Genomic DNA, 16,319 nt, shown 5'->3' with positions numbered 1-16,319 from the left:
CCTTTCACTCCCGCTGGAGCTATTGACGACTGGTGCGGGGCACCGAGCCGCCTGGCTCTCCGTCGGCACACCGCTGATGGCGAGTCCGGGATCCGGACTCGACCTCGGGCACGTGAATCTATTCGTCCTCTTCGTCGTCGGGCTGCTCGCCGGCGCACACTGTCTGGGAATGTGCGGCCCGCTCGTGACGACCTACGCCGACCGGATCGGCGACGCCAGTGACAAGCGCCGCGACGACACGCTGACCGGCTACGAGGTGCGCCAGCACGCGCTGTTCAACCTCGGCCGGACGATCAGCTACGCCGCGATCGGTGGCCTGTTCGGTCTCCTCGGTGCGGTGACGATCGCCTCGAGCGAGGCCGTCGCCGCGGTCGGGGATAGCGTCAGAGGGGCGACCGGCATCCTCGTCGGGATCGCGATCGTCGCGAGCGGGCTCTACTACCTCCGAGGAAAGACCGCCGTTCCCGGCCACGGGCTCCCGATCGTCGGCACGCTGTTTCGCCGGCTCTCGGAGCTGCTCTCGAGCCGTATCGATCGGCTCGCGACGTCGCCGGGGATCGTCGCGCTCGGTGCCGTTCACGGGGTCATGCCGTGTCCGATCATCTATCCCGCGTATCTCTACGCGTTCGCGCTGGGGTCGCCGGCACGTAGCGCGCTCTCGCTGGCCGTCCTCGGAGTCGGAACGATCCCCACGCTGTTCGTCTACGGCACCGCTATGACTGCGATCGACGTCGACACGCGGGTGCGACTTCACCGCGCGCTGGGCGCGGCGTTTATTCTCCTCGGTTACATCCCCCTCTCGCACGGCCTGATGCTGTACGGCATCCACCTGCCCCATCTTCCGCTCCCGTACGAACCACTATTCTAACGATGGCTCCGGACTCACCACCCGCCGGGGGTTCGATGTCGTCACCGGCCGACACCGACGGCTCGAGTGCGACCGACGGGACGGCGGCGGTCGGCGACTCGGCCCCCGACGCCTGCGACCTCTGTGACCTGCCGACGCCGGCGGAGCCGATCACCGACCCGGACGTCGACGGAACGTTTTGCTGTCGCGGCTGTCTCGAGGTCGCTCGCGCGCTCGACGGGACCGACGACGCACCCGACGAGTCGGCGGTCCAATCCCGTCTCGATTCCGGAGACGACGGGCCTGACCTCGACGATCTCGACGGAGAGGACGCCTATCTCGCGGTCGACGGCATGCACTGTTCGACCTGTGAGGCGTTCCTCGAGACCACCGCCGAGCGAGAACCAGGGGTCCGCGGCGCGACGGCGAGCTACGCGACGGATACGATTCGGCTCGTCTACGATCCCGATCGACTCGATACCGACGACCTCCCGGAACTCGTCTCCGGATACGGGTACACCGCGTCGGACCGATCCGCCGCGGGCGAGACGAGCGGCTCGGACGACGGGCTCGCGCCGCTCTTGTTCGGCGGTTTCTTCGGCATGATGGTCATGATGTGGTACGTCCTGTTTCTCTACCCGACGTACTTCGGCTACCAGCCGGTCGCCGACTTCGGCGGGTACGAAAGCGCCTTTCTGTCGGCGAACATATGGGTGTTCACCTCGATTATTCTCTTCTATACCGGCGGTCCGATCCTTCGGGGGGCGTACGTTAGCCTCCGGGCCGGCAGCCCGAACATGGACCTACTGGTGGCGACGGCGGCACTCGGCTCCTATAGCTACAGCGCCGTCGCGATCCTGCTCGGCAACGCCCACCTCTACTTCGACGTCACCGTCGCCGTCGTCCTCGTCGTCACCGCAGGCGGGCGCTACGAACGGATCGTCAAGCGCCGCGCGACCGGCCTGCTCTCCGACCTGACCGAACGGCAGGTCGACGAGGCCCGCCGCGAGAGCGGCGAGACGGTACCCCTCGAGGCGGTCGAGCCCGGCGACCGCCTGCTCGTGCGTCCCGGCGAGCGGGTTCCCCTCGACGGCGAGATCGCGGAGGGATCGGCCGCGGTCGACGAGTCGCTGGTCACCGGCGAGTCGCTGCCGGCCGAGAAGGGGCCGGGCGATCCGGTCCGCGGGGGAACCGTCGTCACCGACGCCCCGCTCGTCGTCGCGGTCGGCGACGAAGCGGAAAGTACCCTCGACCGGCTCGTCTCCCTGCTCTGGTCGATCCAGAGTTCCCGGCCGGGCGTCCAGCGGCTCGCGGACAAGCTCGCGACCGTCTTCGTCCCGCTGGTGATCGCCCTCGCCATCGGGACGGTCGCCGTCTCGCTGGCGACCGGCTCGAGCCCGGCGACGGCGCTGTTGCTCGGGCTCACGGTCGTCATCGTCTCCTGTCCCTGTGCGCTGGGGCTGGCGACGCCGCTGGCCATCGCCGCGGGGATCCAGTCCGCCGCCGAACGGGGGATCGTCGTCGCCGCGGAGACGATCTTCGAGGACGCCCCCGACGTCGATACCGTCGTCCTCGACAAGACGGGGACGCTCACGACCGGGACGATGACCGTCGACGCCGTCCATACGGTCGCCGGGGACGCCGGGGACGACGGCCCCGACCGCGAGGAACTGCTCCGGCGGGCCGGCGCGGTCGAGGCCCTCTCCGAACACCCCGTCGCGGCCGCCGTCGCCGACGCGGCACCCGACGATGCGACGACAGCCAGCGCCGTCGAGGGATTCGAGCGGGCGAGCCGCGGCGTCAGCGGCCGCGTCGACGGCGACCGGGTCGTCGTCGGCCACCCCGACTTCTGCCGGGAGCGCGGGCTGGCGATCCCCGACGCACTCGAGCCCCGGATAGAGGACGCGCGAACGGCGGGCCGCGTGCCCGTCGTCGTCGGTTGGGAAGACCACGTCCACGGCGTCGTCGTCGTCGGAGACTCGCCCCGCGAGGACCTCGAGGCGGCCCTGACCGACCTCTCGGCGGATCACGAGGTCGTCGTCCTCACCGGCGACGAGGGAGCGGCGGCCGAGCGCTTCCGCGATCTCGAGGGCGTCGACGAAGTCTTCGCGGGCGTGCCGCCGGAGGCGAAAGCCGAGACCGTCGACCGACTCCGGGCCCGCGGGACGGTCGCGATGGTCGGCGACGGCAGCAACGACGCGCCCGCGCTGGCCGCGGCCGACGTCGGCATCGCGATGGGCGGAGGGACACAGCTCGCGACGGACGCGGCCGACGCGGTGATCGTCGGTGACGACCTCACGGCCGTCGGCGAGACGTTCGCCGTGGCGACGGCGACCCACCGACGGATCCGGCAGAACCTCGGCTGGGCATTCGTCTACAACGCGGTCGCGATCCCGCTAGCCGTCGCCGGCCTGTTGAACCCGCTGTTCGCCGCCGTCGCGATGGCTGCGAGCAGCCTGCTCGTCGTCTGTAACTCCGCGCGCTCGCTGTGAGACGCGGGCCACCGTGATGGGGGCGGGAAACGGACGCTCGAGTGCTCTTACTCCTCCGCGTCGTCAGTCGTCACGACCCGCTTGACTTCTCGTCGCTGTCCGTCCTCGTAGACGTACGTCGTACCGTCCGCCTCGTCGCGGGTCCGCCGGTGGCTCCCGTCACAGAAGGGGAAGTCGTCCGAGAGCCCGCACTGACAGACCGCCACGTCGCCCTTCTCGTCGTCGATGTCGTCCGGCTCGAGCTTCCGAGGGCCGTTCGCCTCGAGTTCGACCAGTCGCGTCATCGCGTGTGTCTCGTGTCGCCGTCGTCAAAACGGTTCGCTCGCGGCCGTGTCACGGCGGTGTGGCGTGCCAGCGCGCCACCCCACGGCGAAAGCAGTTACGACCGTAATCCCGTGATCGGTCGTCGACGCCGACTCCCAGTATCGGCGACTGTCCACGAGTCGTGGTGGCACGGAACATCGCCTTCAGGAACGGCAAGGTTCTTGGTTCGGCTATTGAAAATCAGGATAGAAATCGCTATGTGGATCTCCGCCGCGGCAATGCCGACCGCGATCGCCCTCGCGGTCGTCAAGACGCTCGTTCTCGTCGTCGGCGGCGTCATTACGTTCTTTGCCTACAAGGCCTATCGGCGCACTCGTCAGTCCGCGCTGGGCTATCTCTCGCTCGGCTTCGGCCTCGTTACACTCGGTCTAGTACTCGCCGGTATGTTGTACGAGGTACTCGGCGTCCCACTGATGACCGGTATCCTCCTCGAGAGCCTGCTGGTTCTGGCCGGGTTCCTCGTGATCGCGCACTCCCTGTACGTGACCTGAGCCGCGCCGAGGCGGTGCTCGGTCAAATATATTTGGATCACTCGTATCCGTGCTTCCGGAGTGAGTGAGTGTACGGCAGGGACGACCGGCGCTGAACCATGGAGTTCCGCGGTCCTGCCGTCGTACCCCTTCTCCCCCACCCACGCTCCCTTTTCCTTCCGGGGCAATCGTCCGAACAGCTACTCGAGGGTCCAGCGCTTCCTCGAGGACCCGTTGCTCCTCGTCCTCGTAGACGTGGGTTGTTCCGTCGCTTCGTCGTGGGTCCGCCAGTAGCTCCTGTCACAGAAGGGGAAGCCGTCCAAGAGCCGCACTGACAGACCGCCATGTCGCCGTTCTCGTCGTTGATGTCGTCCGGTTCGAGCTTTTAGGGCTCTTTGTCTCGAGTTCGACCAGTCGCGTCATCGAGGATGATTTCAGGGTCTATTCCCAACCCGTTCACCCTCAGTCGAGTGCGTGTTGATTTGCGATAGCACTTCGAGACCCACTGTTCAAACTCAGTGCAGGAGCTGGCGTCTGTAAACTTGAATGAATCGTCTGCAAATATGAGCTATCATAGTGACAAGGAAAATGAGCGTATTACTGGGCCAATCCGTATAGAGCGCATTTAGAACTATCCCGTTATACTATAACTTATTAACATATAGTATATTAAAATGTGTGTATGTTTTAACAGAAAGTATCATGTTCGTAACAATCAATTTCACCTATGAATGGCGCAATTTGAGATAGTCGACAAGCATGGAATCGGAGACGACTACAGAGTGTACCTCTACGCATGGGAAAGCGATGATGAGGGACTCTTATATACCACAGTACAGGATGCCATGATTGACTTTTGTGATACATTGTACAGGGAGGACATTATCAGTTCATTTGTGGTGTTCCGGTTTGTGGGTAACCTTGAAGAAGAAACAGATCTCAGTGTCGGATCCGAATTAAAAAGCACACACAATGATTTCGGTGAATGGGTAGAAAACGAAGTAGGGGAAGCAGGGACGCATTTATCAGTCACTAATAAACACGGCGGGGGTCTCGGAAATTCAACTATTAGATCTAACGGTTCACAGGCGTTTACAACCTCAAGGCACGCGACCGTAGGAACTGATGATATCAACGGTTATAACAGGATTGCTAATCGGACAGTACATGAAGCTCTTCACACCACTGTAAACAATGCTATTGATGAGGTTGATAATCTGATTGGTAATGTTGACTGTTGCGATAACCAAACCAACCGTGATCATTTCCTCGGTACGCTTCTCTCTGACAGTAGTGGATACTATAATGGCGTAGCTAGTCCCCTCTTAGGCGGATATGGTTACGACGAGTGGTCAAATGGAGACTGTTTGAGATCAGTTACCTATTCTAAGGTCGGGTATACAACAAGCCTTACACAGTGTGAAAAAGAGGCTGTTAAACACACATTTGAAAACAACAATTAGGTGATAATATGAAGGAAAATACCAGAGAAATCGAGAGACGGCAATTTTTGAAGTCTAGTTCAGTCATAGGCCTTGGCGCAGTAAGCAAAACAGCACAGGCTTCCTCAACTGGAATTGGCCCGATTCATCTATCAATAATATCTGAAAAAAGCAATATGGTTAATATAGATAAAGAACAGATATCTAATTTGAACTACTCGACATATTGCGACCCTAGACCGTTTGACATTCAGGCGAATAATAGGAAAGTCACTATCTATAAACGCTCATTAGATGATAGGGAATTAGAAATATTGAGGAATAATAAAAAGGTAATATATTACAATTCATTTGAGAAACCCGGATCAGAGATCCACTTTGAACGACGGACAAGCGCACCAGTAGTCGAATTAACAAAAAATGGTGCTCCAGCAGCAGTAATATCTCTCTCCGAAGAGTATACTACTCCTAAAATTAGGGTAAATAAAATCTCTTCGGGAGGGAATATTAAAACGGACGTAAATCAGAAACCGTATGAGGTGAATCTCGGAGAAATGATGAAACACAAACTCCCAGTTAGAAGTGCGAAGGCTAACATATCAAAATCTCCAAATATAAAAAATAAGGACGAGAGAGTGAGAAAAGAATGGGGGAAAGGAGATACTGTAGAGATAAATGGAGAAAGTAACAAACATAATTACACTATAAAAATAGATTTAGAGCCTGTGATTGAGGTAAGAAATCACGGGGCTTTACATGTGGAAATGAAGGATTCTTTATAGGGAATGTATGCCCAAATGAGATAATAATACGGACCGGTTCTATATAGAATAGTTTATATTCAAAGCACTTGGAAACTATATTATGGAGCGCAGAAAGTTTCTGGCTAGTAGTGTACCATTCATATCATATCTCAGTGGTTGTTCAGCAAGAGATGCAAATAATAGTGGCGATAAAACCACATATATTGAAGATAATAAGACTAACCCTCCATGCAATATAATTGACGCTGATGGCGTTGTGAATCATAGAAAAGACATAATAAAATCACATAATATTTATAAAAATAGGGGCGAAGTTTATAGTGTGAGAGGAGTACTTGAGCTAGGAAATATAAACAAAATCAATGTGGAATTTTTTTCAGAGTCATCAAAGATAGGAGCCGCTTCTGATATGGTCTATAGTAGTCAAGAAAATATAGAATATCGTTTTGTGGCCTCTTTTGAAGCGGGTTCAAAAGTAGTTGATCATTATGAGATACAACTAGCAGCGGAAGAAGATGGGGGACCGACTATGGTTTCACCAGAAGAAGTAAGGGTGAATAATATTTCTTGGAGGGGAATTAATAGTGGTGCTGATACCAGTCGTGGTACCTTAGTAGAGGTCGAGAACAAAGACGAACAGTACCCGATATATGTCCGTCTAAATCTGTACTCTAAATCAGGAACACTTGTCCAGAGTGAAGAGAGAACGATCTCCGACCCAGAAATTGGAGAGAGGTATTCATTGGAATTTATTTACCCTCATTGTGATTTTGACGAAATAAGTATTGGGGACACAGAAGTTGATGTGTTTGCGTTGAGAGAATGAGCACAATAGTTGTTTCATTAAATCTCACGCGTAATTGATTCAATTGAACTAATATAACATAATACCCAAAGGTGTTTTTCTATCATAGGGGAATATAAAATCATTTCACATTGCTATTTTCCCTTGCCCTATATGATATCCTTGACCGATTGCTAAATCTCCTCATCGATCTGGACTGATTTTGAGGCAACTAGTCTCGATATTCGATATTACGTGCCAGTTCATCGGACAAAGGAAATATTCTTGGTACAGGTCTTGAATATCGAAATGAGAATAGTCATGTGGATCTCCGCCGCGGCAATGCCGACCGCGATCGCCCTCGCGGTCGTCAAGACGCTGGTTCTCATCGTCGGCGGCGTCATCACGTTCTTCGCCTACAAGGCCTACCGGCGCACCCGCCAGCCCGCGCTGGGCTATCTCTCGCTCGGCTTCGGTCTCGTCACCCTCGGACTGGTACTGGCCGGCATGCTGTATGAAATACTCGGCGTCCCGCTGATGACCGGCATCCTCCTCGAGAGCCTGCTAGTACTGGCCGGCTTCTTCGTGATCGCATACTCGTTGTACGTGACTTGAGCCGCGTCGATGTCGCGCTCGGCCAAATTTATTTGGGAGTAACCGTATCCGTGATCGGGGAATATCCGAAGGTACGGCAGGGACGATCGGCGCTGAACCATGGAGCTTCACGCCCCCTGCCGTCGTACCCCCTCTTCCCCCATCCACTCCCCCTTTCGTTCGACGCGCCGGTCTTCGCACAGGCGATGCGTTCGCTCGGACAGCGCAACCACCCAGAGGTAAGTGGACCGACACACGAGTGACCGCTATGCGAACCGAACACGCAGCCGACGGGCAGGCGTCGAACGGATCGGCCACCGCGTCGGAGGGCGATCGTCAATGAGCGGACCGGACGACGTCGAGCTAGCGGTCGGTGCGGACGCGTTCACGAAGGACGGCAGGGGCCTCGAGGTCGCGGTCGTCGGCGCGGGCGCCGTCGGCGCGACCGCGGCCTACGACCTCGCGCGCGAGGGTGCCGACGTGACTGTCTACGACCGCGGAAGCGTCGCCAGCGGGGCCAGCGGCCGGGCGGCGGGGATCTGTTACGACGCGTTCGCGGACGGGCTCGACGCGGAGATCGCCGGCGACGCCATCGAGCGCTTCCGCGCGCTCTCGGGCGACGATACCTTCGCGTTCGCCGAGTGTCCCTACGTGTGGCTCGCCCGCGAGGACGACCCCGACCGCGCCGACGCGATCCGGGACCAGGTCGGGCGCATGCAAGAGAACGGCGTCGTCGCGCTCGAACTCGAGGGCGACGCGCTCTCGGACCGGTTCCCCGCCCTGCGGACCGACGACGTGGCCGTCGCCGGGATCGCCGGCGCGGCGGGCTACGCCGATCCCGCCGAGTACACCGCCTGTCTCGCGGCCGCGGCCACCGGTGCGGGCGCGACCTTGGAGACCGAGATGCCGGTCGAAGTCCGGCCCGATCCCGCCCGCGTGATCCGCCCGGACGGCGCGGTCCACGAGGTCGACGCGGTCCTCGTGGCCGCCGGAGCCCGGACCGGTGGATTGCTCGCGGACGCGGGCCTCGAACTGGCCGTGAAGCCCTATCGCGTCCAGGCGCTGGTCGCGGACGTGGACCTGTCGGAGCCGATGTGTTACGACGCCAGCGGCGACTTCTACCTGCGACCCCACGCCGAGGGCGTCCTCGCGGGCGACGGGACCGAGGAACGCGAAGCCGATCCCGACGGCTACGATCGCGAGGCCGATCCCGAGTTCCGAACCGACCTCCGCGAGCGGATCTCACATCGGGTTCCAGCGCTCGATCTCGCGGCCGAGAACGCCGTCACGCGGTCGTGGGCCGGGCTCTGTACGGCGACTCCGGACCGGGACCCGCTGGTCGGACAGGTTCGGGACGGGTTCTACGTCGCGACCGGGTTCCAGGGCCACGGCTTCATGCGCGCGCCGGCGATCGGACAGCGACTCGCGGACGAGATCCTCGGCAGCGACGGGGTCGCGGCGTTCGATCCAACCAGATTCGACGGCGACGAAGAATTCGAGATCGCGACGGGTACGACGACGGAGCCGAACTGATTCAGTCGTCGACGGTGACCGGTTCGGTGTCCGTCTCCGCGGACGCGCTCCGGTCGGATTCCTCGAGCGACGACCCTTTCGGAATCTCGACGCTCAGCGTTCCGGTTTCGGTGAGGCGAGCGGTTCCGGCGTCGGGGTCGACGACGGCGTCGGCGGGCAGTTCGGCGACGCCCGACAGCGACATCCCCCGGCCGGGGAACCGCATCTCGTAACCCTCGTGGAATCCTCGGAAGCGATCGATCCGGAGCTTGACGGTGCCATCGAGATATCGAACCTGAACGTCGTCCGGTTCGGCACCGGGCGCGTCGAAGACGACCCGATAGGCGTCGTCGGTCTCGAGGATATCGACGGCGAGCGAGCGGTGATTCTGGACGCGGCCGTTCGCGCGTCCGATCTGTCGATACAACGTCCTGCCGACTGAGCTGCCGAGGTCTTTGAGACTCACGGAAACTCACCCCGGGCGGGACAGTCGGCGCGAGCGACGGTCGTGGGGGCCGAGAGAAGGGACTGGCAGTACGTGGTAGACATGACCGTACGAACGGATACACGAGCCCGCTTCATATCCCTTTTGCCCGGAACAAAAGAAACGTCAGACGCGCGGCTCGATATCGTCCGCAGCAGGGCGACGGACGGACGCCATTCCCCCGTCAGAGTTCGACCCGCTCGAGACAGTCGGTCCCGCCACAGACCGGACACGACAGGTCGGAAACCTCGAGGTCGTCGGGAACGTCGTAGGTGTAGTGGTTCTCGAAGATATCGAGAAAACAGTCGTCGTCGGTACACACGATCTCTTCCGTCGGCGGCATACCGTCCGGTTCGGTCGGGAAACTAATCAACATTGGCTTCACCCACGACGGCTGCAGGCTCCGGCCGGCTCACTCCCGCTCGAGACCGAGTCTCGGTAGCCGTGCGGCCGGTACTCGCGGACTCCTGCGGCGTTCGGTCAGGGCGTGTAGTCACCGTTTTACCCCTCGAGGCGCTACCGGGAGCTATGACTGACCCCGAGACGCTGTCGGTGACGATCGTCGACGGCTACGTCGACGAGCCCGCACACTTCGGGGTCCCGCCGTACATCTCGACGTACCCCCGGTACGCGGCGGGCGCGCTCGTCGACGCGGGCGTCCCCCGCGAGCGGATCACCTACCACACGATCGATCGGCTCCGCGACGATCCCGACTACTGGCGGGACGTCGACGAGGCCGACCTCCTGCTCTATCTGGGCGGCATGACCGTCCCCGGCAAGTACGTCGGCGGGACGCCGGCCGAACCCGACGAGGTCCGCAAACTGGCCTGGACCGCCAACGGCACGAGCCTGATGGGCGGCCCCGTCAAGTTCGGCGTCGGCGAGGAAAACGCCGGTGCGACCGAGACCGAACGGCAGGACCTGGACTTCGATTTCGTCGCCAAGGGCGACGTCGAGGCCGCTGTCTACGATCTCGTCGAGAGCGGCCTCGAGGGCTTCAACAACCGGATGCGCGACGTCGAGGAGGTCTCGCGGTGGGCCCGGGAGGGCGCGTTCGTCGTCGAACAACACCCCAACCATCCCGACCACCTCATCGCCGAACTCGAGACCTCGCGGGGCTGTGCCTACCGGTGTTCGTTCTGTACGGAACCGCTCTATGGCAACCCCGAGTTCCGGCCGCCGCCGACGGTCGTCGGCGAGGTCGACGCCCTCTCTGACTACGGCGTCAAACACTTCCGGCTCGGCCGGCAGGCCGACATCCTCGCCTACGGCGGCGACGGCGAGGCCCCGAATCCCGACGCCCTGCGCCAGCTCTACGGCGGCATCCGCGAGGTCGCGCCCGCCCTCGAGACGTTACATCTGGACAACATGAATCCCGTCACGATCGTCGAGTGGCCCGAGCAGAGCCGCGAGGGGATCCGGATCATCGCCGAACACAACACGCCCGGCGACACGGCCGCGTTCGGCCTCGAGTCGGCCGATCCGGTCGTCCAGGCGGAGAACAATCTGAACGTCAGCGCCGAGGAGTGTTTCGAAGCCGTTCGGATCGTCAACGAGGAGGCCGGCTGGCGTCCCGGCGAGGGACCCGGAGACGGACCGAGTTTCGGGCGTGACGCTCCGAACCGGCTCCCCAAGCTCCTTCCCGGCATCAACCTCCTGCACGGGCTCAAGGGCGAACGGGAGGAGACCTACGAGCGCAACCGCGAGTTCCTCCAGCGGGTCTACGACGAGGGCTACATGCTCCGCCGGATCAACATCCGGCAGGTGATGGCCTTCGACGGCACCGACATGAGCGACACCGGGGCCGAGATCGCTAACGATCACAAAGGGGTGTTCAAACGCTACAAGAAGCGGGTCCGCGAGGAGATCGACAACCCCATGCTCGAGCGGGTCGCCCCGCTGGGGACCGTCCTCCCCGACGTCCACCTCGAGTACCATCAGGACGGCAAGACCTTCGGCCGCCAGCTCGGCACCTACCCCCTGCTGGTCGGGATTCCGGGCGAACGCGAACTCGGGCGGACGATCGACGTCGCGGTCGTCGATCACGGCTACCGCTCGGTGACCGGCGTCCCCCATCCGCTGGATCTCAACGCGGCCTCGATGGACGAACTCACCGCCATCCCCGGCATCGGGGACAGCACCGCCGGCGACATCGTCGTCGACCGCCCCTACCAGTCGCTCGCCGACGCGGACTTCGGTACCGAGGTCGATCTGTCGCAGTTCGCGACGGTCCGCCCGCTCGAGCGCGCGGACTGACTCTCGTCTGCGTTCGGCTCGTCATTCGTTCGCACGGCCCCTCGAGCCGGCCGGTCGAACGGGTACACGAGGTCCTTTCCGCGTCAACCGACGGCTCGGTGTCGGTAGTTCTATTATGGATGGGTCTCTGCAATGAAATAGAGGGTCTACCTGTGGAGATATCTGAAAAGCTGCTGTGTCTGTTCAGTACGGACGTTTCGGAGGAGGAGGATCGCTACGTCATCGAAGTACCCCGTCAGGAGGTCGAAACCGGCGACATCGACCCCGGCGAGGTCTACCGCGTCGCGCTCATCTCGCGGGACGAGGCGACCGCCGACGACGACTCGACGTCGGCGAGCAAGCCCCAGAGCGCACCGTCGGAGCCGCAGCCACCGGTCGACGTCGGGGAAACCCGCTACGTCGAAATCGAGGACATCGGCAAGCAAGGAGACGGTATCGCCCGCGTCGAGCGCGGGTACGTCATCATCGTCCCCGGTGCCGACGTCGGCGAACGGGTCAAGATCGAAGTCACCGAGGTCAAGTCGAACTTCGCGGTCGGCGAGATCATCGAGGACACGTTCTAAGAACCACCTTTTTTGCGCTCGGGTCGGCGAAGCCGACCGCTCGCGCAAAAAATCTGGACGAAAAAAGGCCGAGCGCTCGCGTTTCCGAGGGCTTCGCTTCGCTCAGCCCTCGCCCCGCTCGCGCTCGGTGAAACGGCGCGCGGAGCGCGCCGTACGCTCGAGCCGTGTCGACACCGTTTTCGCTCCCGTTTGTCCTGTTGGCACCGTCCTTTCTACCGAGGCGATTCTGGATTGCTACCGGTAGTAATAACTTCGTTCTGATTGGTACACTGAAATATGTGTGTGATCGAAACCGACGGGCTGACGAAACGGTACGGCGACACCGTCGCCCTCGAGTCGCTCGATCTCCGCGTCGAATCGGGCGAGGTGTTCGGCTTTCTCGGGCCGAACGGGGCCGGAAAGTCGACGACGATCGATATCCTGCTGGATCTGATTCGGCCGACGTCTGGGTCGGCGTCGGTCTTCGGGCTCGATCCCCGTACGGACGGCCCGGCGATCCGACGGCGGTGTGGCGTCGTCCCCGACGGCTGTTCGATGATGCCCGACTGGACCGGCCGCGACCACGTCGCGTTCGAGATCGAATCCCGCGGCGTCGACGACGATCCCGACGTCCTCCTCGAGCGAGTCGGGCTCGCCGACGACGCCGACCGCGTCGCGACCGACTACTCGCGGGGGATGACCCAGCGACTCCTCCTCGCGATGGCGCTCGCGGGCGATCCGGACCTCCTGATTCTCGACGAGCCGTCGACGGGGCTCGATCCCAACGGCGTCGAACTGATGCAGGAGATCATCCGCGAACGCGCCGACGCCGGAACGACGGTCTTCTTCTCGAGTCATCTCCTCGCACAGGTCGAGGCGGTCTGTGATCGCGTCGGCATCCTCCGGGACGGCAACCTCGTCGCCGTCGACGACCTCGAGACGCTCCGGTCGGGCCTCGCGACGAGTACGACGATGCGGGTGACCGTCGAACGCGTCCCCGACGATCTGTCGCCGCTGTCGGCGCTCGAGTCGGTCGCGTCGGTTCGGACGGGCGAAGGGACAATCGTCCTCGAGTGTTCCGAGAACGCGACGGTCGACGTGTTGACGACGCTGGAAGACCTCGGCGCCGGACCGCAGGACTTCGACCTCGAGACGGCGTCGCTACAGGACGTCTTCTCGGAATACACTGCCACAGCGTAGAGCGGGAGCGTCGAAAGCGGAATTTCAGACGATGTCGACGGCCTCGAATCGCCGGGACGCGACGAGCGGCGGGACGACGAGCCAGAACACGAGTACAGGAATCGCCAGCCACTCGGACAGATACCACGGAACCGAACTGCCCAGTTCCATCGAAACAATGGTCGAGTCTGAGACGAATTCGGTATTGAGTTCTTGACTGATCCACGTCCCGTAACTGTGCGAGTTCGGGAGTCCGGCGATCCAGTTCGTCGCGACGAGGTACGCTCGGAACGGGACGAGACGAGTAACTAGGAGCGATACCGGCTGCGGAAGGTTGCCGACGATCGGCGTCAGAATCGACGTAAACGTCATGCGCCAGAGCATTCCCGTTCCGATAAAAACGGGAAGAAGGACGGCGATCGCTCGGCGACCCGTTTTGACGAGCATCGAGACGGTCATCGCGATGGAAACCCAGACGAGAACGTAAAGGACCGAAACAGTGACGAACGCGAGCGTCGCGAGTATCGGTGGCGGGCCGAGGACGAACCCGCAGACCACGAAGCCGGTACCCAGGGCGAAAATCAGTAGCGCCGAGAGCGCACCCGCGTGACCGAGGAATTTTTGTCGCAGGTACTCGCTCCGCGAGTACGGTAACTTCAAGAGAAGCGGGAGTCGGCCGGTGTTTCGATCGCTGGTGACCGATGCGTATCCGGCGAAAATACCGACGAAACCGCCGATAATCGAGCAAAACCATTGGAAAGCGATGAGTGGGTACCGTGATCCGAGGTACCGTTTTGCGTCGGCATTACCGAACGCTAACTCCAGTGATGACGCGACACCCAGGCCGAATATCAGTAGTGGGAAGAGCCAGTATCGCGGCTTCGTGACGTACGTCCGGAACTGCTGTTTCGCGAGCGGAAACCGGTCCGCGATCGTTTCGTGCGTCGATCGCTCGGTGTTCGCAACGTTCCGTCGTCGGGGATCCATACGTGATAGCGGTGGCCGCCGCTACATAATGATTTCATTCTTTCATTCTGAGCCAGGAATTACTTCTCGAGCGGCGTCCCGTCCGCCCGCTTCGCACCCTCGGAGTCGTGGACGACGACCTCGCCTGGGTCGGGATCGACCGGCGCGTACTCGTCGCGGACGGCGATGGCTTCCTCGAGTTCCCGCACGGCTCGTTCTTTCAGCGCTCGAGCCAGTTCTTCGGCGTCGTCACGCGAAATGTCGCGGCCCAGTCCCTCGCACTCGTGGGCGCGGACCATGCCGGCCTCGTCGACGGCTTCGCCCATGGGCTGGCTGGTTCCCGCGAGCGCGACGCTGAAGGGGTAGGTACGACAGATCAGCGGCCGGTCGTCGTGAGCGGTACACGCACCGGTGCCGGACTCGTCTTCCGCGTAGAACGTACAGTCGCCGCAGTCGTCGGTCCGGAGCGCCCACTCGAAGGTCTCGCCCTCGAGGTCGCCGTCGTCGGTCGCCGAGAGGCCGTACGGCATGGGCCGGGCGATATCACGCCAGTCGTACTCCCCGTCGTAACTGTCGCTCGCCTCGAGATTTCGAACTTCGTCGGGAAAGACGGTCGCGGTGTGGTCGTCCGCGTCGTCGGCTTTGCAGCAGGCCCCGCAACGGGTACACTCGAACCCGATGGACTCGATCGCGTCCGCGAGGTCGGCGACGGAGAGCTGGCGGGCGTCTTCGAGTTCGGCCTCGAGCGATTGCACGCTCGAGGGGAGGCGGCCGAGGCGGAAAAGTCAGTCGCCCTCCGGCGGCGCGGCGCGCTCGCCGTCCCACGCGATGCGGCCCTCGACGGCGAGTTTCTCGAGGTGGGCCAGGACCGTCGCTCGCGCGAGGTCTTTCACTCCCGAGAGGTCCTTATGGTAGGCCGCTTCGAGGACCGCCTCGAGCGTTTCCGCGCCGCCGGTGACGGCCTCGCGGACGCGCTGCTCGCGGTCGGCGCGGTGGGCCAGCAGTCGCTCGAGGGTCTCGCGGGGCGCGTCGATCTCGGGGCCGTGGCCGGGGTACAGCGCCGGCGGATCGGCCGCCCAGAAGCAACGCAATGTCGTTACGTACGCACGCATGTCCCCTTCGGGCGCGCCGACGACGACGCTGCCCTCGCGGACGGCGCAGTCGCCACAGCAGATCGGGCCGCCGGAGCCGGCCTCGAGGGCGACGTGGTCCGGCGCGTGGCCGGGCGCGTCGAGGACGCGAACGCGGTCGTCGCCCACTGGGATCGTCGTCCCCGGCGAGAAGGTACGGTCGGGGGAGATTCCGGTCGCGTCGCGAAAGCGGTCGACGCGACCGTAGCGGGCCCAGACCGTCGCGTCGGTTTCGGCCGCGTAGGCCGCGACGGCGCCGACGTGATCGGGGTGAGTGTGAGTAACGAGAACATGATCGACGGATCGTTCGCGGACCGCCCGGTCGAGGGCGTCGGTTCGAGCCGCGGGGTCGACGAGGAGCGCCGATTCGGGATCGGGTTCGCCGTCCGGGGACGGCTCCGCCGCCTCGAGGAGATACGCGTTGGTGTCGCCGGACGGCGCGCGCGTCGCGACGGGGACGGACCAGCGAGTAACGTGCATGTGCGGACAGTACGACCGGGTGAAAAAAGACGTATCGGCGGCGACCGGCACTC

At 62.1% G+C, this 16,319-nt stretch carries 17 protein-coding genes; 11 read left to right on the top strand and 6 right to left on the bottom strand.

From position 1 onward, the window contains the following. Positions 1-76: 76 nt before the first annotated feature. On the top strand, positions 77-868 hold the full coding sequence (locus A6E15_RS13985; protein ID WP_076147087.1) for a sulfite exporter TauE/SafE family protein: 792 nt from the start codon (positions 77-79) through the stop codon (positions 866-868). A 2-nt stretch (positions 869-870) separates the two neighbouring features. Continuing rightward, the gene (locus A6E15_RS13980; protein WP_076147086.1) at positions 871-3,339 is read left to right on the top strand and encodes a heavy metal translocating P-type ATPase; all 2,469 of its coding nucleotides are present in this window, start codon (positions 871-873) and stop codon (positions 3,337-3,339) included. Between the two features lie 47 nt (positions 3,340-3,386). On the opposite strand, the gene A6E15_RS13975 is transcribed toward A6E15_RS13980, so the two are convergent. Continuing rightward, positions 3,387-3,623 (bottom strand): CDGSH iron-sulfur domain-containing protein, encoded by a 237-nt coding sequence (locus A6E15_RS13975; RefSeq protein ID WP_076147084.1) that lies wholly within the window; start codon positions 3,621-3,623, stop codon positions 3,387-3,389. Positions 3,624-3,860: 237 nt separating this feature from the next. Here A6E15_RS13975 and A6E15_RS13970 point away from each other — a divergent pair, with 237 nt between their 5' ends. The 6 genes from A6E15_RS13970 (at position 3,861) to A6E15_RS13960 (ending at position 9,250) form a co-directional block, all read left to right on the top strand. Continuing rightward, complete coding sequence (locus A6E15_RS13970; protein ID WP_175607269.1) at positions 3,861-4,154, top strand: DUF7521 family protein; 294 nt, start codon at positions 3,861-3,863, stop codon at positions 4,152-4,154. A gap of 710 nt (positions 4,155-4,864) precedes the next feature. Beyond that, positions 4,865-5,596 (top strand): hypothetical protein, encoded by a 732-nt coding sequence (locus tag A6E15_RS20430; protein ID WP_139326600.1) that lies wholly within the window; start codon positions 4,865-4,867, stop codon positions 5,594-5,596. A gap of 8 nt (positions 5,597-5,604) precedes the next feature. Beyond that, positions 5,605-6,357 carry a hypothetical protein gene (locus tag A6E15_RS20425; RefSeq protein ID WP_139326599.1) on the top strand — a complete coding sequence of 251 codons (753 nt, stop codon included), beginning with the start codon at positions 5,605-5,607 and terminating at the stop codon, positions 6,355-6,357. An 82-nt stretch (positions 6,358-6,439) separates the two neighbouring features. Continuing rightward, a complete protein-coding gene (locus tag A6E15_RS20420; protein ID WP_139326598.1) occupies positions 6,440-7,165 on the top strand; it encodes a hypothetical protein in 726 nt (241 codons plus the stop codon). Between the two features lie 279 nt (positions 7,166-7,444). Beyond that, positions 7,445-7,738: a DUF7521 family protein gene (locus A6E15_RS13965; protein WP_076147083.1), complete on the top strand. Its 294-nt coding sequence runs from the start codon at positions 7,445-7,447 to the stop codon at positions 7,736-7,738. A gap of 318 nt (positions 7,739-8,056) precedes the next feature. After that, positions 8,057-9,250, top strand: coding sequence for an NAD(P)/FAD-dependent oxidoreductase (locus A6E15_RS13960; RefSeq protein WP_076147081.1), 1,194 nt, complete (start codon positions 8,057-8,059; stop codon positions 9,248-9,250). A gap of 1 nt (position 9,251) precedes the next feature. On the opposite strand, the gene A6E15_RS13955 is transcribed toward A6E15_RS13960, so the two are convergent. Both A6E15_RS13955 and A6E15_RS21055 read right to left on the bottom strand, forming a co-directional pair. Next, positions 9,252-9,695: an Hsp20/alpha crystallin family protein gene (locus A6E15_RS13955; protein WP_076147080.1), complete on the bottom strand. Its 444-nt coding sequence runs from the start codon at positions 9,693-9,695 to the stop codon at positions 9,252-9,254. Between the two features lie 202 nt (positions 9,696-9,897). Next, the gene (locus A6E15_RS21055; RefSeq protein ID WP_175607268.1) at positions 9,898-10,056 is read right to left on the bottom strand and encodes a DUF7559 family protein; all 159 of its coding nucleotides are present in this window, start codon (positions 10,054-10,056) and stop codon (positions 9,898-9,900) included. A 185-nt stretch (positions 10,057-10,241) separates the two neighbouring features. Between A6E15_RS21055 and A6E15_RS13950 the strand changes: the two genes are divergently transcribed. The 3 genes from A6E15_RS13950 to A6E15_RS13940 all read left to right on the top strand — a co-directional run bounded on the left by A6E15_RS13950 (position 10,242) and on the right by A6E15_RS13940 (position 13,711). Continuing rightward, a complete protein-coding gene (locus tag A6E15_RS13950) occupies positions 10,242-11,969 on the top strand; it encodes a radical SAM protein (protein ID WP_076147078.1) in 1,728 nt (575 codons plus the stop codon). A 152-nt stretch (positions 11,970-12,121) separates the two neighbouring features. Continuing rightward, positions 12,122-12,532, top strand: coding sequence for a TRAM domain-containing protein (locus tag A6E15_RS13945; RefSeq protein WP_076147077.1), 411 nt, complete (start codon positions 12,122-12,124; stop codon positions 12,530-12,532). A 276-nt stretch (positions 12,533-12,808) separates the two neighbouring features. Further along, complete coding sequence (locus A6E15_RS13940; RefSeq protein WP_076147076.1) at positions 12,809-13,711, top strand: ABC transporter ATP-binding protein; 903 nt, start codon at positions 12,809-12,811, stop codon at positions 13,709-13,711. Positions 13,712-13,735: 24 nt separating this feature from the next. Here the strand turns inward: A6E15_RS13940 and A6E15_RS13935 are convergent, their stop codons facing one another. From A6E15_RS13935 to A6E15_RS13925, 3 genes are read right to left on the bottom strand one after another with little or no spacing between them, the layout of a single operon-like run. Continuing rightward, positions 13,736-14,677 (bottom strand): ABC transporter permease, encoded by a 942-nt coding sequence (locus A6E15_RS13935; protein WP_076147074.1) that lies wholly within the window; start codon positions 14,675-14,677, stop codon positions 13,736-13,738. A gap of 59 nt (positions 14,678-14,736) precedes the next feature. Continuing rightward, a complete protein-coding gene (locus tag A6E15_RS13930; protein WP_076147073.1) occupies positions 14,737-15,411 on the bottom strand; it encodes a YkgJ family cysteine cluster protein in 675 nt (224 codons plus the stop codon). 30 nt (positions 15,412-15,441) lie between these two features. Then, positions 15,442-16,266, bottom strand: a complete 825-nt coding sequence (locus A6E15_RS13925; RefSeq protein ID WP_076147072.1) for an MBL fold metallo-hydrolase — start codon at positions 16,264-16,266, stop codon at positions 15,442-15,444. Positions 16,267-16,319: the final 53 nt, after the last annotated feature.

This window comes from Natrinema saccharevitans, from assembly GCF_001953745.1.
Classification (GTDB): Archaea; Halobacteriota; Halobacteria; order Halobacteriales; family Natrialbaceae; genus Natrinema; species Natrinema saccharevitans.
The sequence above is the reverse complement of the archived record's forward strand: the minus strand, read 5'-3'. Positions and strand labels throughout refer to the sequence as shown.